The organism is Stenotrophomonas sp. LMG 10879, assembly GCF_002750935.1.
In the GTDB taxonomy this organism is placed as follows: Bacteria; Pseudomonadota; Gammaproteobacteria; order Xanthomonadales; family Xanthomonadaceae; genus Stenotrophomonas; species Stenotrophomonas lactitubi_B.
This window is the reverse complement of sequence record NZ_PEJT01000004.1, coordinates 321,054-339,377: the sequence shown is the minus strand read 5'-3', so window position 1 is coordinate 339,377 and position 18,324 is coordinate 321,054. Positions and strand designations below refer to the sequence as shown.

The following is an 18,324-nucleotide window of genomic DNA, read 5'->3' as shown; positions in this document are numbered from 1 at the left end:
GAGGCCACAGCGATGAAATACTTCTCGTTGGTATGGGCGCAGCTGTTCCGCAGCCGCACCCGCACCCTGTTGACCCTGTTGTCGGTGGTGGCCGCGTTCCTGCTGTTCGGCATGCTCGACTCGGTCCGCGTGGCGTTCTCGTCCGGTGGCAGTGTGGAAGGTGCCAACCGGCTGGTGACAGCCTCGCGCCTGTCGATCACCCAGTCGCTGCCGATCCGCCTGGAAGCGCAGATCCGCCAGGTCAGTGGCGTGCGCGATGTCACCTACGGCATGTGGTTCGGCGGCATCTACCAGGACCCGAAGAACTTCTTCCCCAACTTCTCCGTGGCGCCGAACTACTTCGATGTCTACCGCGAACTGCAGATCGACCCGGCGCAGCTGCAGGACTGGCAGCAGACCCGCACCGGTGCGATCGTCGGCGAGACGCTGGCCAAGCAGTTCGGCTGGAAGGTCGGTGACACCATCCCGCTGCAGGCCACCATCTTCCCGCGTGGCGGCAGCAACGACTGGCCGCTGGAACTGAAGGGCATCTACCGCTCGAAGGATCGCGCGTTGGCGGCCAATGAAGAACGCCAGTTGATGATGAACTGGAAGTACTTCGATGAATCCAACGACTACATCAAGAACCAGGTGAGCTGGTACACGGTGACGCTGGACAACCCGGATCAGTCGTCGCGGGTGGCGCAGGCCATCGATGCGATCTCGGCCAACTCCGACCACGAAACCAAGACCCAGACCGAGTCGGCGTTCCAGCAGGCCTTCGTCAAGCAGTTCGCCGACATCGGCATGATCGTCACCTCGATCATGGGTGCGGTGTTCTTCACCCTGCTGCTGTTGACCGGCAACACCATGGCCCAGGCGGTGCGCGAGCGTATTCCGGAACTGGCCACGCTGAAGACGCTGGGCTTCAAGGACAGCACCGTGCTGACCCTGGTGATGGTCGAATCGGTGCTGCTGATCGGCCTCGGTGGACTGCTCGGCATGGGCCTGGCGGCGTTGATCCTGCCGGCCATCAGCCCCAAGAGCATGGGCATGCTGCCACCGCACGTTCCCACGCCGACCTGGCTGGTGGGCATCGTCCTGATCGTGGTGATCGGCATCGTGGTCGGGCTGCTGCCCGCACTGCGTGCCAAGCGCCTGAAGATCGTCGACGCGCTCGCCGGCCGCTGAAGAGGACACCGACATGAACAAGCTCAAGAAGTGGCTGGGAAACGCGGTGACCGTGCTGTTGCTGGCCGTCGGCCTGGCCGTGTGGATCGGCCTGCCGTGGATCGGCGTGCTGGCCATCGCGGTGCTGGTGGGGTTGTGGCTGGCGCTCACCCGCAGTGGACGGCTGGCGCTGGCCGCCACCCGCATCGGCATTGCCAGCCTGCCGCAGCGCTGGGGTGCGTCCTCGGTGATCGTGGTCGGCATCGCCGGCGTCGTCGGCGTGCTGGTGGCGATGCTGGCGATGGGCGAAGGCTTCCAGGCCACGCTCAACAACACCGGCGATGACACCACCGCGATCGTGCTGCGCGGCGGTTCGCAGGCCGAGACCAACTCGGTCATCACCCGCGAACAGGTCCCTACGCTGTCCACGCTGCCCGGCATCACCCGCGATGCGCGGGGGCGACCGCTGCTGTCGCCGGAGCTGTCGCAGGTGGTCAACCTGGTGTCCAAGGCCGATGGTACCGACGTCAACGCGCAGTTCCGCGGCGTCGGCCCGCAGGCCTGGGCCGTGCATGACAAGGTCAAGATCGTCGAAGGCCGCCGGTTCGCCGCCGGCCTGCGCGAGATCGTGGTCGGCCAGGGTGCCAAAAGCCAGTTCCGCGACATGGACGTTGGCAAGACGCTCACCCTGGGCAACCAGACCTGGACGGTCGTGGGTGTGTTCGCCACCGGCGATGCGCATGATTCGGAACTGTGGACCGACGCCGACACGCTGGCCACCACCTATCAGCGCAGTGCCTGGCAGTCGATCAGCGTGCGCACCGATGGCAAGGCCGGCTTCGAGCAGTTCAAGGCCGCGGTCGCCGCCGATCCGCGCCTGAAGCTGGACGTGGAAACCACGCGTGTCTACTACAGCAAGCAGGGTGGCGGGTTAACCAAACTGATCGACATCCTCGGCAAGGTGATCGGCACCATCATGGCCGTAGGCGCCGTGTTCGGCGCGCTCAACACCATGTATGCCGCCGTGGCCACGCGCGCGCGCGAGATCGCCACCATGCGTGCGATCGGCTTCCGCGGCCTGCCGGTGGTGACTGCGGTGATGCTGGAAACCATGCTGTTGGCGCTGCTGGGTGGCCTGTTGGGGTGTGCGGTGGCGTGGTTGTTGTTCAACGGCTACAGCGTGTCCACCATCGGCAGCAACTTCAGCGCGGTGGTGTTCAAGTTCCATGTTTCGCCGGAACTGCTGTGGAGCGGGCTGAAGTGGGCGCTGGGCATCGGCCTGGTGGGTGGATTGTTCCCGGCGCTGCGTGCGGCACGGCTGCCGATCACCACGGCACTGCGCGAGACCTGAGCACCACGCATTGATGGAATGAGCGTTGCGCAGGGGACGGAGCGAAGGCTCCGTCCCTTTTTCGTTTTGCGCGCCATCCACGTATGGCGTGGATCTACTGCGCGGCTATCCACGCATGGCGTGGATCTACTGCGCGGCTATCCACGCATGGCGTGGATCTACTGCGCGGCTATCCACGCATGGCGTGGATCTACTGCGCGGCTATCCACGCATGGCGTGGATCTACTGTGGGCTATCCACGCATGGCGTGGATCTACTGCGCGGCTATCCACGCATGGCGTGGATCTACCGATGTGGCGCGTGCGGGATCCAGTAGATCCACGCCATGCGTGGATGGATGCATGCCCACTCGCATCGCTACAGATTGCGCAAACACCGCCGCTATCGATGCCTCTGCCCATCGCAGACACAACGCGCGTGACGTTGCGCACAGTGCACCTGTGGATTGTTGGTTGCGATTCATTTTCGCGGCGTTACAGCGCGCGCGGACAAACAGTTACCGATGAAAACACTCTAGAATCCGGCCCCCACGTTGGTTTGCAGCACCCCACGCGTCCATAGAACGGACGCATGTTTTTTCTGAAACACGAGATTTCACGGATGTCCCTGAAGACCACCCCGCTGCGCAACGCGATCGTCATCGCGCTGGCCGCCAGCTGCACCACGCCCGCCTTCGCACAGGAAGCCGGCGATACCCCCACCAACCTCGACCGCATCGAGATCACCGGCTCGCGCATCCGCCAGGCCAGTGTCGAGACCGCGCAGCCGGTGGTGGCACTCAACCGCGCCGACATCGAGAAGAAGGGCTACGTCAACGTTGCCGACATCCTGCAGGACGTCACTGCAGCCGGCGCACCGAGCCTGAGCCGTTCGTCCTCGCTGAGCTCCTCGCGCGATTTCGGCGGCATGTATGTCAGCCTGCGCAACCTCGGCCCGGAACGCAGCCTGGTGCTGATCGACGGCCGCCGCATGGGCGTCAGCGCCGGCGGCTACTCCGACCTGGCCTCGATTCCGTCCGCCATCGTCGAGCGCGTGGAAGTGCTAACCGACGGCGCTTCGGCACTGTACGGCTCGGACGCCATCGCCGGCGTGGTCAACATCATCACCCGCAAGAACTTCGACGGTGGCGAAGCCAGCGTCTATGTCGGCCAGTACGGTGAAGGCGACGGCCAGAAGCGCTCCTACAGCGCCACCTTCGGCAAGACCTTCGACCGCGGCTGGTTCAGCGTCGGTGCCGAGCGCACCAAGGAAGACGAAATCCTCGGCGATGCGCGCGAGTTCAGCCGTTACCCGGGTGGCCCGCGCCACGCCGACGACGTCGACGCGCTGAGCCCGACCACCCAGTGGGGCACCGTCACCGTCGGTGGCAAGCCGCTGACCGTTGGCCCGGGCGGCGACCCGAGCAGCGCTGGCAACTTCCACACGCCGAACCCGGCCGACGGCGCCAACGCCAAGACCAACATGAGCCTGCTGAGCGGCCTGGAGCGCACCTCGGTGTTCGCCAACGGCGGCTTCTCGATCACCGACAACCTGCGCATCGTCGCCGACGCGCTGTACAGCAAGCGCGAGTCGACCAAGCACCTGGCCGGCTACCCGTACTCGGTCTCGGCTGCGCAGTCGCGCAACGGCACCCGCGCTGCGCTGTCCAAGGACAGCACCTTCAACAAGTGGGGCCAGGACGTGCTGTTCTCGCACCGCACCGAAGAGCTGCCGCGCGGTACCGAGAACACGCTGGAAACCAAGCGTGCCAGCCTCGGCCTGGAAGGCAGCTTCGAAACCGGTTCGCGTTACTGGGACTGGAACGTCAGCTACATGTACAACCGCAATGAAGGCGAGCGCGTCGGCACCGGCAGCATGTACCAGCCGCACGTCAACCTGGCCGTCGGCCCGTCCTTCATGGACGGCGACGTTGCCCGCTGCGGTACGCCGGGTGCGGTGATCGCCGGCTGCGTGCCGTGGAATCCGGCCGCGCCGATGGGCTACACCGGCCCGGGCTCGCTGGGCAACCAGGATGTGCAGGACTACCTGTTCACCCGCTTCGTCGACAAGATGCGCAGCACCACCAAGGTCGCCAGCGCCAACATCTCCGGCTCGCTGTTCACCCTGCCGGCCGGTGACATCATGGGCGCGATGGGCTTCGAGCACCGCAGCGAAGAAGCCAGCTACACCCCGGACCTGATGGTGCAGAAGGGCCAGATCGCCGGCACCACCGGCCAGCCGACCCGTGGCGATTACTCGCTCAACGAGGTCTACCTGGAAATGCAGGTGCCGCTGCTGGCCGACATGGCGTTCGCCCGCGAGCTGTCGCTGGACCTGGCCGGTCGCTACACCGACTACAACACCTTCGGTTCGACCACCAACAGCAAGTTCGGCCTGAAGTGGAAGCCGATCGACAGCCTGCTGGTGCGCGCCACCTACGGCACCGGCTTCCGTGCACCGACCGTGGACGATCTCTACGGCGGCGCAGTGTCCAGCCGCGATTCGTTCACCGATCCGTGTGATACGAAGTTCGGCATCGCCGCCAGCAGCCCGACCGTGGCGGCACGTTGCCAGGCGCTGAACGTGCCCGCCAACTTCCGTCAGCAGACCGGTTCGGACGGCAACCTTGCCAACCGCCCGGGCCAGCAGGCCACCTCCGATTTCAACTCCGGTTCCAACCCGGAACTGAAGCCGGAAACCGCCAAGACCTGGACCGTCGGCCTGGTCTACAGCCCGGAATTCGTGCAGGGCCTGGACGTCAGCCTGGACTGGTGGAAGATCCGCATCGACAACGCCATCGTCGGCGAGTCGGCCACCGACATCCTCAACCAGTGCTACGTGCAGGGTGTGGATTCGGCATGCGGTCGCTTCACCCGTTCCACCGCTGCGGCCACCCGTGGCCAGGTCTCGGCACTGGATCGCTCGCTGGTCAACGCCGGCTACCGCGAAACCGCCGGCTATGACATCGGTGTGCGTTACCGCCTGCCGGAAACCGCGTACGGCAAGTTCGCCATCAACTGGAACACCACCTACACCGACTACCTGGAGCAGCGCAACGACAGCGCCGCCACCACGCCGGTGGAACAGCGCGTGGGCTGGGCCGGCGACTTCCGCGTGCGTTCGACCTTCAACCTGGATTGGCAGTACGGCAACCTGGGCATCGGCTGGACCGCCCGTTACTACTCGGGCATGAAGGAAGCCTGCTCGTACGATCTGGGCGGTGGCCCGGACTGCAACATGGCCGACTTCGTCTCGCCGTATACCGACGCACAGCCGAGCCGCAAGGTGGGTTCCAACACCTTCCACGACCTGCAGGTGCGTTACAGCCTGCCGTGGGATGGCACCGTGTCGCTGGGCCTGAACAACGTGTTCGACCACCAGGGTCCGATCATGTACAGCCAGCCGAACAGCAGCTTCACCTACTACGGTGGCTTCGACATCGGTCGTTTCATGTACATGAAGTACCAGCAGCGCTTCTAAGCCTGCAACCGCGTTCCCGCCACCGCCATCTCTCTCCTGGCGGTGGATGGAAGCAGAACGGCGCCCCTCGGGGCGCCGTTCTTTTTTTGCGGGGTCGGATCCCTGCGCATCGCGAAGGGCTCTGACCCCATCGCTTTTCCAGGGTTCCGGGGTCAGAGCGCTCCGCGTTGCGCAGGGATCCGAGCCCGCGCCGCGCGCATCGTGCGGATGTTGTCGGCGACGAACAGGATCAACCCGGTCCAGATCGCCGCAAAACCAATCGCCTTGCCGGTGTCGAAGGCCTCGTGGAAGAAGAACACACCCAGCAGCAGCTGCAGGCTCGGCGCGATGTACTGCAGGATGCCGACCAGCGACAGTGGAATGCGCTTCACCCCGTAGGCGAAACCGATCAGCGGCACCGCCGTGACCACGCCACCGAAGATCAACAGCAGATCGTTGCCCCAGCCCCAGCCACCGAAGAAGCCGCCGCCATGGCCGTTCTCGGCCCACAACGCAAAGCCCAGCGCCGGCAGGAACAGATACAAGCTTTCCACCCCCAGCCCCGCCACCGGGTCGACCGACACCAGTTTGCGCAGCAGGCCGTACAGGCCGAACGAGCAGGCCAGGCCCAGGGCGATCCACGGCGGCGTTCCCGCATCGATGGTCAACCAGGCCACGCCCACCGCAGCGATGGCCACGGCCACCCATTGCACGCGGCGCAGGCGCTCTTTCAGCACCAGCACGCCCAGCAGCACGTTCACCAGCGGGTTGATGAAGTAGCCCAGGCTGGTCTCGATCACGTGACCGGCGTTGACCGCCCAGATGTACAGGCCCCAGTTGAAGGCGATGGTCAGGCTCGATACCGCCAGGATCGGCAGCGCGCGCGGTTGTGCGGCGATCTTCTTCCACCAGCCCAGCCGCGAGGCGATCAGCAGCCAGGCCACCACCAGCACGGTGCTCCAGATGATGCGGTGGGCGATGATCTGGAACGACGGCACCTCATTCAGCAGGTGCCAGTAGACCGGTACCAGCCCCCACAGCACGAAGGTGGATGCGGTGACCAGCAGGCCCCGGCGTTGTTCTTTCTCGTCCATGCTCATCGCTTGCGTGTCCTTGCCATCGTCAGTACCACCACACCCAGAAGTATCACTGCCATGGCCAGGAAGTCGCGCCAGCCGAAACGTTCGCCGTTCAACGCCGCACCCAGCAGCACCGCAATCACCGGATTGACGTAGGCATAGCTGCCGGCCAACGCCGGGCGCACGTTCTGCAGCAGCCAGACGTAAGCGGTGAACGCCACGATCGAACCGAACACGCACAGGTAGGCCATCGCCAGCAGGCCACCGGTATCGGGCAAGGTGGTGGGGCGCTCACCGACGACCAGGCCGATCAGCACCAGCAGCGCGCCACCGCAGATCATCTGCCCGGCGGCCGTCATGAACGGACCCGGCAGGTCCTGCCCGCGTGCCCACACCGAGCCGAACGCCCAGCCGACCGGTGCGATCAGCAGCAGCACCAGCCCGGTGGGCGATGCGGTCAGGCTGCTGCCGGCGTTGAGCCAGACCACGCCGACGAAGCCAACGGCGATGCCCAGCCATTCGCCCCTGCTGGCGTGCTGGCCGCGCAGGGCCGAGAACAACGCCATCCACAGCGGCACCGAGGCCACCGCCGTGGCGGCCAGGCCGGATGACACCTCGCGCTCGGCCAGCACCACCATGCCGTTGCCCAGTACCAGCATGGTCACGCCCATGATGGCCAGGTTGCGCCACTGCCGCAGGCTCGGCCGCGGCATCTTCCAGAACAGGCGCAGCGCCAGGTACATCACGCCGCCGGCAATGATGAACCGGCTGCCGGAGACCATCGTCAGCGGCAGCGCGCCGCCATGCAGGGCCTTGGCGATACCCAGGTAGGTCGAGCCCCAGACCACGTAGACCAGCAGTAATGCCAGCACGACAAGGCCGCCCCGTGGGGCAGCCGCAGACGGAACGGGGGGAGCCGACATGACACACCAGGGAGCCGGGGGAAGACGGATTTTAGGACGTTTTGGTTATGGTCCGGCAGCCCATGTGGTGGCACGCTGTCATCCATCCATGTCCCGCCCGCCCTTCCGGCACCCGGCGTTGACGTGGGATGCAGTACTCAGGAGGCTGGCCGGCAGCGCACTGCGCGCCCCTGGCACCGATCTTTCCCGCATGGACGCACCGCATCGAGGAATTCCACCCAGATGAGCACCACGTCCCAACCCGCCGTACCCGCCAGCGATGGCGCCGCCCTGCGGCGTTCCATCTCCAACACTCTCAAAGGCTCCGCCGGCAACCTGGTGGAGTGGTACGACGTCTACGTGTACTCGGTGTTCGCCGTGTACTTCGAATCGCAGTTCTTCTCGCCTGAAGACAAGAACTCCACCATGTACGTGTGGGCGATCTTCGCCGCGACCTTCCTGATGCGCCCGATCGGCGCATGGTTCTTCGGCCGCTTCGCCGACCGTCATGGCCGTCGCCTGGCGTTGACCGTGTCGGTCACGCTGATGGCCTTCTGCTCGTTCATCATCGCCATCACCCCCACTGCTGCCAGCATCGGCATCTGGGCGGCGATCATCCTGCTGTTCGCGCGCCTGCTGCAGGGCTTCGCCACCGGTGGCGAGTACGGTGCCAGCGCCACGTACATGTCCGAGGCCGCCATTCCCGGCCGCCGCGGCTTCCTGTCCTCGTTCCACTACGTCACCCTGGTGGGCGGCCATGTGCTGGCCCAGCTGACCCTGTTCGTGATGCTGACGTTCTGGGCCAAGCCGGAAATCTCCGAGTGGGGCTGGCGCATCGCCTTCGGCATCGGTGGCATCGCCGCGGTAGTGGTGTTCTGGCTACGCCGTGGCATGGACGAGTCGCTGTCGGAATCCTCCATCGAAGCCGCACGCGAGGGCAAGGACAAGAAGTCCGGCTCGATGTACGAACTGTTCGTGCACCAGTGGCGTCCGCTGCTGCTGTGCTTCCTGATCACCGCCGGTGGCACCATCGCCTTCTACACCTACTCGGTGAACGGCCCGAAGATGATCCAGAGCGCGTTCGCCGGCAACGATCCGATGACCGGCACGCTGATCAACCTGGGTGTGCTGGCCTTCCTGATGGTGTTGCAGCCGGTAGGCGGTTGGCTGTCGGACATCATCGGCCGCAAGAGCCTGCTGGTGTTCTTCGGCGTGGGTGGTGTGCTGTACAGCTGGTACCTGATCACCCAGCTGCCGCACCAGCACGATGCCACCCTCGCCTTCCTCACCCTGGCACTGGGCTTTGTCATCCTCACCGGCTACACCTCCATCAATGCCGTGGTGAAGGCAGAGCTGTTCCCCACCCACATCCGTGCGCTGGGCGTGGGCTTCGGCTATGCGTTGGCCAACTCGCTGTTCGGCGGCACCGCGCCGCTGTTGTACCAGGGCGCATTGAAGACCGGCCACGTGGACTGGTTTGCCATCTACGTCACCGCGACGATCGCGGTATCGTTGGTGGTCTATGTGTTCTTCCTCACCAACAAGGGCCCTAACTGGCTCGACGGCACCCGCAAGTAAGCGCGCCGTAGTGATCGCGGCCACCGGTGCAATGCCGGTGGCCGCCGCTTTTCCTGCCACGCCGCTGGTGTGGCTCGCACTGGGTCTGGGCGCAGCAACCCTGCTGGCATGGCTGATCCGCCGGCCCGGCGCCCAGGCGAGTTGGCCACGTATCGGCTTCGGCATTGCCCTGCTGGCGTTCTGCGCCGCACTGCTGCTGCAGCTGGCAGCGGATCTGGGCAGCGGTGCCAGCTCACTGCATCTGCGTCTGAGCCGGGGTAGCAACCCGGCTCCGGTGGCCGGCCTGCGCACGATGGTGGCCTGCTATCTGGCCGCGCTTGTGGTTGCCGGCTGGGGCGCCTGGAAGCTGCTGCGGAAGACGTGATGGTGCCGGCCGCTGGCCGGCATCTGCGCGTCACTTCGGAAGATTCATGAGGTTGCCGGCCAGCGGCCGGCACTGCCGTGCGTTTACCGGCGGGCGGCTTCGCTCTTCTCGCGGGCGCCGTGGAATTCCGATTCCTTCTCCCACTGCGGCCAGCGACGGCTGTTGGCCAGCTCCGCGCCCAGGTCGTAGACCAGCAGGGTATCGGCTGCGTGACCGGCCGGATCCCAGCTCGGCGTCCACGCATCGCAGGCCTGGTGATAGCAGTCGGCAAAGTACTTCTCGCGCAGCGCGCGGCCAGCCTCGACACCGCCGTCCAGCTTGTCCAGGCCCGGGCCGATGGTGATCGCCGGCACGCCCAGGCGGGCGAAGGCGAAGTGGTCGGCACGGTAGAAGAAGCCGGCTTCCAGATTCGGGTCCGGGCTGTAGCTACGGCCACGGGCCTTGGCCACGCGTTCCAGGTCGCCTTCCAGCGACACCCGGCCCTTGCCCCACGACGCGATGTCACGGGTGGCACCATCCGGGCTGAACATCTCGATGTTCAGTACCGCAGCGGTCTTGTCCAGCGGCGCCAGCGGGTGCGCAGCGTAGTAGCTGGCGCCCAGCAGGCCCTTCTCTTCGGCGGTCAGGGCGACGAAGTACAGGGTGCGCTGCGGCTGCGGGCCGGCGGCGAACACCCGGCCCAGTTCCAGCACGGTGGCCACGCCGGTGGCGTTGTCGATCGCACCGCGGCGGATGCGGTCGCCCTTGGCGTCGGCCTGGCCGATGCCGAAGGCATCCCAGTGCGCCGAGAAGATCACCGCCTCATCGGCGTGCTCGCCGCCGGGCAGTTTGGCCACTACGTTGCGGGTCACCACCTGCTCGCGCTTGAGCGCGAAATCGACGCTCAGCCTGGCGTTGTCCAGCGCAACCGGACGGAAGTCCGCGCTCATCGCCCTGCGCTTCTCGGCATCGAAATCCAGGCCGGCGTCGGCGAAGATCGCCTCGGCCAGCTCGCGCTGCATCCAGCCACGCAGCGGCGTGTGCTGGGCCATCGCTTCGGCCTGGCCGCGCTCGATATCGAACAGCGGCGAGGTGCCCGAACTCTTCACCGTGGCCCAGCCATAGGCGGCCGGTGCGGTCTCATGCACGATCAGCACGCCTTCGGCACCACGGCGCGCGGCTTCTTCGAACTTGTAGGTCCAGCGGCCGTAGTAGGTCACCGCCTTGCCATCGAACGCACCCGGCGCATCGGCCTCGAAATCGGCGTCGTTGATCAGCATCACGGCGATCTTGCCGTGCAGGTCCACGTCCTTGTAGTCGTTCCAATGGCGCTCGGGCGCGTCGATGCCGTAGCCGACGAACACCAGCGGCGCATCCTTGATCTGCACGCGCTTGCGCGGCTGCAGGCTCTGCAGGGTCACGTCCACGCCATTGGCCAGCGCCCGCTTGCCGCCCTTCAGGGCGAGACTGGCCTTGGCCGGGCCATCCAGCTGCGCGCGCACCAGCGGCACCGGCTGCACCCAGCTGCCGTCCACACCACCCGGCTGCAGGCCGTAGCTGCGGAACTGCTCGATCAGGTACTGCACGGTGCGTTCTTCGCCTTCGGTGGCCGGTGCCCGGCCTTCGAATTCGTCCGATGCCAGCACGCGCACATGACGCGACAGCGCCTGCGGATCGATGCCGCCGCCGGGCAGGTCATTGGCCGCATGGGCCAGGCCACCGACGAACAGGCAGGACGACAGCAGCAACACGCGCATCGGGTTCACGGCAGTACCACGGCTAGCTTGGAAGTCACCAGAGTGTAACGTGGTCGTGACATCGCGGCGCAGCCTGGGCGCGTCATTCACGCGTGGCGTGGATCTACCGCGACGCGCGGTCCAGCCAGCAGGCCAGGCCTTGCGCGTTGAGTTCGATATCCATCGCCAGCACCTCGGTTACCGCAGCCTGGTCCAGTGCGCAGCCATGCTGCTGTGCACGCTCCAGGTACAACGCCTGCAGCGCGGCCAGCAGGCAGCGATGACGGTCGGGACGGCCGTCGCACTGGCGGCCGATGGCCGCCATCGCATCGATCTGTTCGAACAGATCCTCCGCCAGCTTTTCGACCTGTTCGACCCGACCGTAATGGGTCAGGTACATCGCCTGCGGTGCGTAGCCGAGCATGCGTTGGATCGACGCCTTCATCGCGTCCGGATCGAACTGCACCGGCGATGAGGTGGGGAAGATGAAAGCGCCCTGCGCACTGTCCAGTTCGCGGTAGGAGATACCGAAGGTATCGCCGGTGAACCAGCTGCGGCTGCGCGCATCCCACACGCAGTAGTGGTGCAGCGCGTGGCCCGGGGTGTGCAGCAGCACCAGCTCGCGGCCTGCCAGGTCGATGCGCTGGCCGTCGTCAGCCACCACCACGCGCTGCTCGGGAATCGCTTCGATGCGGCCATAGCTGCGCGCGATTTCCTCGGCGCCATAGACGGCGGTGGCGCCGGCGATCAGCCGGGTCGGATCGATCATGTGTGGCGCGCCGCGCGGGTGCAGCACCGCACGCGCATTCGGCAGCTGCTGCATCAGCAGGCCAGCGCCGCCGGCATGATCCAGATGCACGTGGGTCAGCAGCAGCCAGTCCACCGCCTCCACGCCCAGCCCGTTGTCGGTCAAGGCCTGCAGCATCGCCGGCACCGACAGGCCGGTACCGCAGTCGACGAACGCGGCACGGCCGTTTTCGATGATCAGGTAGGCGGCATCGAAATCAGGCCGTTGGAAACCGGTATCGATGGTGTGGATGCTGGGATCGGCGGTCATCGACGCGCACCTGGCAGGATCGGGAACAGACGCCCATGGTAGGCGCGCAGGCGGCCCGGGTTCGATGCGGCTTTGGTCGGAGGGAGCAATTCTGTAGAGCCGGAGCCCACGCTCGGCAGCCTTTCTGCCAGACATCAGCCGAGCGTGGGCTCGGCTCTACAGAGGGCACACGCGGGGCGCTACATCAGAGGCGCAACCAGCGCGGGCGCAGCAACAGGGCCATCACCAGCACCGCCAGGAACGCGCCATAGGCGTACAGCACCGCCAGCACCTGCGGCCAGATCGGTCCGGCGCCCGGCTGTACCAGACCGATGTGGTGGCCCCACAGCATCGCCACGATGCTCAGGGCGAGTGCCAGCGCCAGGGTGGCGCCATCGAACAGGCGTCGCCGCGCGGTACGCGGCTGGCGCGGAAACAGCCAATACAGGCTGCCCAGCAGAATGAACCAGGGCAGAAACAGCAGCAGCGACAACCAGGCCATTGCAGACTCCATGTCATCGCGCCAGGGGCGCGCCGACATCATGCCATGGCCGCAATGCACTGTAGAGCCGAGCCGATGCTCGGCTGCTTTTCCGCCAAGCCGAGCGTGGGCTCGGCTCTACATATGCAAAGCAAAGCCGAGCGTGGGCTCGGCTCTACAAAGGTGGTGCAGGTCAGGCCGCTTCGCGCAGCACCGCCAGCGCCGCCAGCACCGCATCGACCTCGGCTTCCAGCTTGAACAGATCGCTCTGCAGCTGGTCGCCCTGCTCGGCCTGCTTCAGCACGGCGATCAGCTGGCCGGCATCACGCGGCGAGTCGAAGCCCTCGCTCTGGATCAGCAGCGTGCCGTCACCTGCAGTCAGCTTGAAGTAGAAACGGCCATCCTTCTCGCGGTACTGCTTGAACAGCGGCGGCGCGGCGCGGGCTTCACCGGCATCTTCGCTGGCGATGTCGCCGGCATCGGACAGATCTCGCAGGCCCACCGCATGGCGCAGCTCTTCCAGCAGCGGTGCCGCCAGCTGCTCACGCAGCTGCTGGCCCCGGCGCTTGAGCAGTGCCTCGATCTTTTCCGGCTCGGCCATCAGCGCGTTGTAGCGCTCGCGCAGCGGCGACAGTTCGCTGTCGATGCGCTCGAACAGCTGCTGCTTGGCATCGCCCCAGCTGATGCCGTCGGCGAAAGCCTTGGCGAAGGCAGCGGTCTGCTCCGGGGTGGCGAACGCCTGGTACATCTGGAACAGCGCCGAACCTTCGGTGTCCTTCGGCTCGCCCGGTGCACGCGAGTCGGTCAGGATCGAGAACACCAGTTTCTTCAGCTCTTCGCGCGGCACGAACAGCGGAATGGTGTTGTGGTAACTCTTGCTCATCTTGCGGCCATCCAGGCCCGCCAGCGTTGCCACCTGCTCGTCGATCACCACGTCCGGCAGCGGGAAATACTCCTTGCCGTACACGTGGTTGAAGCGCTGGGCGAAGTCGCGCGCCATCTCGATGTGCTGGATCTGGTCACGGCCCACCGGTACCTGGTTGGCCTTGAAGATCAGGATGTCGGCCGCCATCAGCACCGGGTACATGAACAGGCCGGCGCTGACACCTGCGTCCTCGTCCTGGCCTTCCTCACGGTTCTTGTCCACCGCCGCCTTGTAGGCATGGGCGCGGTTGAGGATGCCCTTGCTGGCGATGGCGGTCAGGAACCACATCAGCTCGGTGGTCTCGCGGATGTCGCTCTGGCGGTAGAACCACACGTGTTCCGGGTCCAGGCCACAGGCCAGCCAGCTGGCAGCGATCTCCAGGGTCGCGCGCTGGGTGCGCTGCGGGTCCTGCGACTTGATCAGGCTGTGCAGATCGGCCAGGAAGAAGAAGCTCTCGATGTCCGGCGCGCGGCTGGCCGCGATGGCCGGGCGGATGGCGCCAACGTAGTTGCCCAGGTGGGGCGTGCCGGAGGGGGTGATGCCGGTAAGGACTCGGGTCGTCATGACTGCGTGCGGAAACCTTCTATGAACGGAGCCAGTTTACCGTGCGCACGGTCAACCCCGTCAGGGCCCCCGGCGCGTTCATTCACCCAACCCCGCTGGAGACGCCCGATGAAACGCCTGCTACCCCTGCTGCTGATCCTGCCCCTGGCCGGCTTCCGCCCGGCCCCGCTGCCCCCGCCGATGCCGCAGGACGGCCCGGTGCGCGTGGCCCTGGTCGACCGCGACCGCGGCACCGAGCTGCGCAGCTACCCGGCCGATGGCCAGCGCTGGGTGGCCGGTGAGCGCGGCCATCGCTATGCGGTGCGCCTGTACAACGACAGCCCGCGCCGGGTGCTGGTGGTGCTGTCGGTGGACGGCGTCAATGCCATCTCCGGCGAAGATGCCGATCCCTCGCAGACCGGGTACGTGCTCAACCCCGGCCAGCGCGCCGACATCACCGGCTGGCGCAAGACCCAGGACGAGGTGGCCCAGTTCGTCTTCAGCAGCCCCAGCGGCAGCTACGCCAGCCGCACCGGCCGCCCCGACAACGTCGGCGTGGTTGGCGTAGCAGTGTTCGAGGAAGCGCGCCGCTGGTACCCGCGTCCGCAGCCGATCCTGCGCGAGCGCGCCGGGCCGGCACCGGCGGCGGCCGAAGCCTCGGCGGCCGCCGACGCCAGCGCCAGCCGTATCGAAGGCTACTCGGCCAAGTCGCAGGCACCTGCGCTCGGCACCGGCCACGGTGCGCGCGAGAGTTCCTCGGTGCGCGATACCGATTTCGAACGCGCCACCCGCAGCCCGACACAGGTGCTGCAGCTGCGCTACGACAGCGCCCGCAACCTGCGCGCACGCGGCATCCTGCTCGATTCGACGTCGCGCCTGGACCGCCAGCCGCAGGCCTTCCCCAACCGCTACGTGCCCGACCCGCCGGCACGTTGATCGCCACACAGCACAACGCCCGCACCTTCCGGCGCGGGCGTTGTCTGTGGGGGCAGAACGCGGGCGTGCGGCGCCCGGTTACTTGTAGTCCGGATAATCCTTGTGCATCGCCTTCTCGAAATCGCGCACTTCGGTTTCTGCGCGATCCTTGGCCCAGCCATAGCGCTCCTGCAGGCGGCCGGCCAGATACTCGGCATTGCCCTCGGCCACATCGAAATCGTCATTGGTCAGATCGCCCCATTTCGCCTGGGCCTTGCCCTTGAGCTGGGACCACTTGCCGGAAATGATGTCTTTGTTCATTGCTGAGGCTTCCTTGGAATGCAACGGCGTTGTTACCGTGGCTGCAGCATCGCGCAGTGCACGTTGAAGCACGGTCAACCGGCCATGAAAACGCTGCTCACCTGCTTGAATGGTTCACTACGCATCCACACGCGGCGTCCACACCCGGCAATCGCGCATGAAAAAGGCCGGGAAGATCCCGGCCTTTTCCGTACTGCGCACCACCTCAGGCTCAGTTGCCCTTGGCAGCATCCTCAACCTTCTCACCAGCCTTCTGCACGTCCTTGCCGGCACCGGCAACGGTGTTGCAACCGGCCAGCAGGGCCACCGAAAACATCGACAACAGCATCAGGGCAACTACGCGCTTCATGGGCTTCTCCTTGGGTTTGCCGCTACCCCGCTCAATCACGGGGTTCGGTTGTATTGATCGGGGCGGCAGGCTGGTTGAAGCCAACACTGCCGCGTGAGGTGCAATCTGGCGGCAGGGGCGTGGAGCGCGTGTGAACGGTTCGTCCAACCGTTCAGGCTGGACCCTCTCAGTCGCGCATCAGGGTCGATTTTCCGAACAGGCTTTCCACCAGGTCCACGGCCAGTTCGGCGGTGCTGTTGTGGTTGTCCAGCAGCGGATTGAGTTCAACGATATCCAGCGAGCCCATGCGCCCGCTGTCGGCGATCATCTCCATCACCAGCTGCGCTTCGCGGTAGTTCACCCCGCCCGGCACGGTAGTGCCCACGCCCGGGGCGATGCTCGGGTCAAGGAAATCGACATCGAAGCTGACGTGCAGGTGGGTGTTCTCATCGATGCCGGCCAGCGCCGCTTCCACGGTGCGCTTCATGCCGTTCTCGTCGATGTAGCGCATGTCGTAGACATCGACCTTGTGGGTCTTGATCAGGCGCTTCTCTTCCGGATCCACCGAACGGATGCCAATCTGGTGCATCTGCGAAGGCTTGATGGCCGGCGAGGTGCCACCCAGCCTGGTCAGCGCATCCGGGCCGAGGCCGCACAGGCAGGCCACCGGCATGCCGTGGATGTTGCCCGACGGGGTCACATCGCTGGTGTTGAAGTCCGAATGCGCATCCAGCCACAACACGCGCAGGTCCTTGCCCTGCTCGCGGCACCAGCGCGCGACGGCGGTGATCGAACCGATGCCCAGGCAGTGGTCACCACCGAGCATGATCGGCATGCGGCCGGCCTGCAGTTCGGCGTAGCTGGCTTCCATCAGCGCGTGGTTCCACGCCACCACTTCGTCCAGATGCCGGTAGCCCTGCACCGGCGCGGTCCACGGGTTGCGCGGGCCGTCCAGGTTGCCGAGGTCGCGCACGTCCACACCACGCACTTCCAGTGCTTCAGGCAGGCCAGCCACGCGCAGGGCTTCCGGCCCCAGCCGGGCGCCGCGATGGCCCGCCCCGATGTCGGTGGGGACGCCGATCAGGGTAACGGCGGGATGATGGGCCATGGGTGCCTCCTGCGAACGAAAAAGAAGCACAGTCTAGCCAGACGCATGTGACACCACTCGCGGCGGTGCAGCAGGGCCGGGCCACGGGTAGTGCCGGCCGCTGGCCGGCAACCATTCTGCCCTGAGGGTTCGCGGAGTCTGCCGGCCAGCGGCCGGCACTACCCCATCGTGATCAACGATGCCGTATCGGCGTCACGCTCTGTATCCGGCCGTTGTTGCTCATCATGCACAGGAAACGGCCATCGGGATAATCGATGATCAGTTCCTGGTAATCGGTTCCGACCGGTACTTGGGTCACGAGCGTGCCCTGCGCGCCTTTGCTTGCGTTGCACGAACCGAGCGCGGTATCGCCCGCTGGCGCGTTGGCTGCAGCCTTGGACATGTTGCGGAACGTCGCACGGCAGCCACCGTTGACCCACACCGAATGCCGCGACAGGCCCCAGTTGCTGCCCTGCTCGCAACGGGTACGGCTGAGCTGGCGCACGATCTCCACATTGCCGCGCGTGTCCATGTCACAGGACACCTGGCGCTGGTCGGTGGATTCGCAGGTCACTTCCCGTGGCAGTGCCGCATCGTCATCGCGATCCTGATCCCGGTGATGCCTGCCGCCTTCTGCGGCCGCAGGCGTGCCGCCGCTGCTGACCTGGCAGATGCCGTTGGCGCCGCCGCGTCCGGTGTAACTGACCTGCGGTGTGCCGTCGTCGCCGGTGCTGATCGAAAGCGTGGTGCCGCTGTTGGCATCGCGCGCCTCGACGTAGCGATCATTGAAGCGCTTGAGTGTGGTCTCGCGGCCCTGCACGTAGACCGGCCCGCCTTCGTCGGCATGGACATCCAGCCCACCGGGGCAGCTGGCATTGAAGAACGGCACGGCGGCCATCGCCGGTGCTGTGAAGGCGCTGGCGAGCAGCGCGACGGTCAACGGCAAGCGGTGGCGGCGCATGGTCGGCTTCCTGGCAAGAGATGTGCGGAGGGCACCAGTATGGGGGCTGCCGGAGTCGCTCTGTCGTGAGGAACATCAAGCCACCGATCACCGGCCGCAGACCACCGCAAGCGGGCCAGCGCTATCATCGTGGCATCACACGGACGTCCGG

At 66.1% G+C, this 18,324-nt stretch carries 16 protein-coding genes; 6 read left to right on the top strand and 10 right to left on the bottom strand.

What is annotated here, in order from left to right; genetic code table 11:
• Nucleotides 1-12: 12 nt before the first annotated feature.
• From CR919_RS08490 to CR919_RS08480, 3 genes are all read left to right on the top strand, one after another.
• A complete protein-coding gene (locus CR919_RS08490) occupies nucleotides 13-1,170 on the top strand; it encodes an FtsX-like permease family protein (RefSeq protein ID WP_099819632.1) in 1,158 nt (385 codons plus the stop codon).
• Nucleotides 1,171-1,183: 13 nt separating this feature from the next.
• On the top strand, nucleotides 1,184-2,500 hold the full coding sequence (locus CR919_RS08485; protein WP_099819631.1) for an ABC transporter permease: 1,317 nt from the start codon (nucleotides 1,184-1,186) through the stop codon (nucleotides 2,498-2,500).
• Nucleotides 2,501-3,100: 600 nt separating this feature from the next.
• Entirely contained in the window at nucleotides 3,101-5,959 is a 2,859-nt protein-coding gene (locus CR919_RS08480) for a TonB-dependent receptor (protein WP_099819630.1), read from the top strand.
• 152 nt (nucleotides 5,960-6,111) lie between these two features.
• On the opposite strand, the gene rarD is transcribed toward CR919_RS08480, so the two are convergent.
• On the bottom strand, nucleotides 6,112-7,038 hold the full coding sequence (rarD, locus tag CR919_RS08475; RefSeq protein WP_099819629.1) for an EamA family transporter RarD: 927 nt from the start codon (nucleotides 7,036-7,038) through the stop codon (nucleotides 6,112-6,114).
• On the bottom strand, nucleotides 7,035-7,940 hold the full coding sequence (gene yedA / locus CR919_RS08470) for a drug/metabolite exporter YedA (RefSeq protein WP_099819628.1): 906 nt from the start codon (nucleotides 7,938-7,940) through the stop codon (nucleotides 7,035-7,037). Before yedA ends, rarD begins: the two co-directional genes overlap by 4 nt.
• A gap of 222 nt (nucleotides 7,941-8,162) precedes the next feature.
• Here yedA and CR919_RS08465 point away from each other — a divergent pair, with 222 nt between their 5' ends.
• Nucleotides 8,163-9,497, top strand: coding sequence for an MFS transporter (locus CR919_RS08465; protein WP_099819627.1), 1,335 nt, complete (start codon nucleotides 8,163-8,165; stop codon nucleotides 9,495-9,497).
• 31 nt (nucleotides 9,498-9,528) lie between these two features.
• Nucleotides 9,529-9,861: a hypothetical protein gene (locus CR919_RS08460; protein ID WP_099819690.1), complete on the top strand. Its 333-nt coding sequence runs from the start codon at nucleotides 9,529-9,531 to the stop codon at nucleotides 9,859-9,861.
• Nucleotides 9,862-9,944: 83 nt separating this feature from the next.
• Here the strand turns inward: CR919_RS08460 and CR919_RS08455 are convergent, their stop codons facing one another.
• The 4 genes from CR919_RS08455 to CR919_RS08440 form a co-directional block, all read right to left on the bottom strand.
• Nucleotides 9,945-11,597 carry a M28 family metallopeptidase gene (locus CR919_RS08455; RefSeq protein WP_099819626.1) on the bottom strand — a complete coding sequence of 551 codons (1,653 nt, stop codon included), beginning with the start codon at nucleotides 11,595-11,597 and terminating at the stop codon, nucleotides 9,945-9,947.
• 103 nt (nucleotides 11,598-11,700) lie between these two features.
• Nucleotides 11,701-12,633, bottom strand: coding sequence for an MBL fold metallo-hydrolase (locus CR919_RS08450; RefSeq protein WP_099819625.1), 933 nt, complete (start codon nucleotides 12,631-12,633; stop codon nucleotides 11,701-11,703).
• A gap of 184 nt (nucleotides 12,634-12,817) precedes the next feature.
• Entirely contained in the window at nucleotides 12,818-13,114 is a 297-nt protein-coding gene (locus CR919_RS08445; RefSeq protein ID WP_099819624.1) for a hypothetical protein, read from the bottom strand.
• A 172-nt stretch (nucleotides 13,115-13,286) separates the two neighbouring features.
• A complete protein-coding gene (locus CR919_RS08440; RefSeq protein ID WP_099819623.1) occupies nucleotides 13,287-14,582 on the bottom strand; it encodes a tryptophan--tRNA ligase in 1,296 nt (431 codons plus the stop codon).
• A 108-nt stretch (nucleotides 14,583-14,690) separates the two neighbouring features.
• Between CR919_RS08440 and CR919_RS08435 the strand changes: the two genes are divergently transcribed.
• Nucleotides 14,691-15,497, top strand: coding sequence for a hypothetical protein (locus CR919_RS08435; protein ID WP_099819622.1), 807 nt, complete (start codon nucleotides 14,691-14,693; stop codon nucleotides 15,495-15,497).
• Nucleotides 15,498-15,575: 78 nt separating this feature from the next.
• Here the strand turns inward: CR919_RS08435 and CR919_RS08430 are convergent, their stop codons facing one another.
• The 4 genes from CR919_RS08430 to CR919_RS08415 form a co-directional block, all read right to left on the bottom strand.
• On the bottom strand, nucleotides 15,576-15,797 hold the full coding sequence (locus CR919_RS08430; RefSeq protein ID WP_025878332.1) for a CsbD family protein: 222 nt from the start codon (nucleotides 15,795-15,797) through the stop codon (nucleotides 15,576-15,578).
• Between the two features lie 211 nt (nucleotides 15,798-16,008).
• Entirely contained in the window at nucleotides 16,009-16,146 is a 138-nt protein-coding gene (locus CR919_RS08425; RefSeq protein WP_019661832.1) for an entericidin A/B family lipoprotein, read from the bottom strand.
• Nucleotides 16,147-16,312: 166 nt separating this feature from the next.
• Nucleotides 16,313-17,233, bottom strand: a complete 921-nt coding sequence (gene rocF / locus CR919_RS08420) for an arginase (RefSeq protein WP_099819621.1) — start codon at nucleotides 17,231-17,233, stop codon at nucleotides 16,313-16,315.
• Between the two features lie 172 nt (nucleotides 17,234-17,405).
• Nucleotides 17,406-18,173: a DUF3011 domain-containing protein gene (locus CR919_RS08415; RefSeq protein ID WP_099819620.1), complete on the bottom strand. Its 768-nt coding sequence runs from the start codon at nucleotides 18,171-18,173 to the stop codon at nucleotides 17,406-17,408.
• Nucleotides 18,174-18,324: the final 151 nt, after the last annotated feature.

Excerpts from the sequence above, each read along its gene's own strand:
- CR919_RS08445 (WP_099819624.1), bottom strand. The coding sequence starts at position 13,114 with ATGGCCTGGTTGTCGCTGCTGCTGTTTCTGCCCTGGTTCATTCTGCTG.
- rarD (WP_099819629.1), bottom strand. The coding sequence starts at position 7,038 with ATGAGCATGGACGAGAAAGAACAACGCCGGGGCCTGCTGGTCACCGCA.
- CR919_RS08415 (WP_099819620.1), bottom strand. The coding sequence starts at position 18,173 with ATGCGCCGCCACCGCTTGCCGTTGACCGTCGCGCTGCTCGCCAGCGCC.
- CR919_RS08460 (WP_099819690.1), top strand. The coding sequence starts at position 9,529 with ATGCCGGTGGCCGCCGCTTTTCCTGCCACGCCGCTGGTGTGGCTCGCA.
- CR919_RS08480 (WP_099819630.1), top strand. The coding sequence starts at position 3,101 with ATGTCCCTGAAGACCACCCCGCTGCGCAACGCGATCGTCATCGCGCTG.
- CR919_RS08490 (WP_099819632.1), top strand. The coding sequence starts at position 13 with ATGAAATACTTCTCGTTGGTATGGGCGCAGCTGTTCCGCAGCCGCACC.
- CR919_RS08425 (WP_019661832.1), bottom strand. The coding sequence starts at position 16,146 with ATGAAGCGCGTAGTTGCCCTGATGCTGTTGTCGATGTTTTCGGTGGCC.
- yedA (WP_099819628.1), bottom strand. The coding sequence starts at position 7,940 with ATGTCGGCTCCCCCCGTTCCGTCTGCGGCTGCCCCACGGGGCGGCCTT.
- CR919_RS08455 (WP_099819626.1), bottom strand. The coding sequence starts at position 11,597 with ATGCGCGTGTTGCTGCTGTCGTCCTGCCTGTTCGTCGGTGGCCTGGCC.
- CR919_RS08430 (WP_025878332.1), bottom strand. The coding sequence starts at position 15,797 with ATGAACAAAGACATCATTTCCGGCAAGTGGTCCCAGCTCAAGGGCAAG.
- rocF (WP_099819621.1), bottom strand. The coding sequence starts at position 17,233 with ATGGCCCATCATCCCGCCGTTACCCTGATCGGCGTCCCCACCGACATC.
- CR919_RS08435 (WP_099819622.1), top strand. The coding sequence starts at position 14,691 with ATGAAACGCCTGCTACCCCTGCTGCTGATCCTGCCCCTGGCCGGCTTC.
- CR919_RS08465 (WP_099819627.1), top strand. The coding sequence starts at position 8,163 with ATGAGCACCACGTCCCAACCCGCCGTACCCGCCAGCGATGGCGCCGCC.
- CR919_RS08450 (WP_099819625.1), bottom strand. The coding sequence starts at position 12,633 with ATGACCGCCGATCCCAGCATCCACACCATCGATACCGGTTTCCAACGG.
- CR919_RS08485 (WP_099819631.1), top strand. The coding sequence starts at position 1,184 with ATGAACAAGCTCAAGAAGTGGCTGGGAAACGCGGTGACCGTGCTGTTG.
- CR919_RS08440 (WP_099819623.1), bottom strand. The coding sequence starts at position 14,582 with ATGACGACCCGAGTCCTTACCGGCATCACCCCCTCCGGCACGCCCCAC.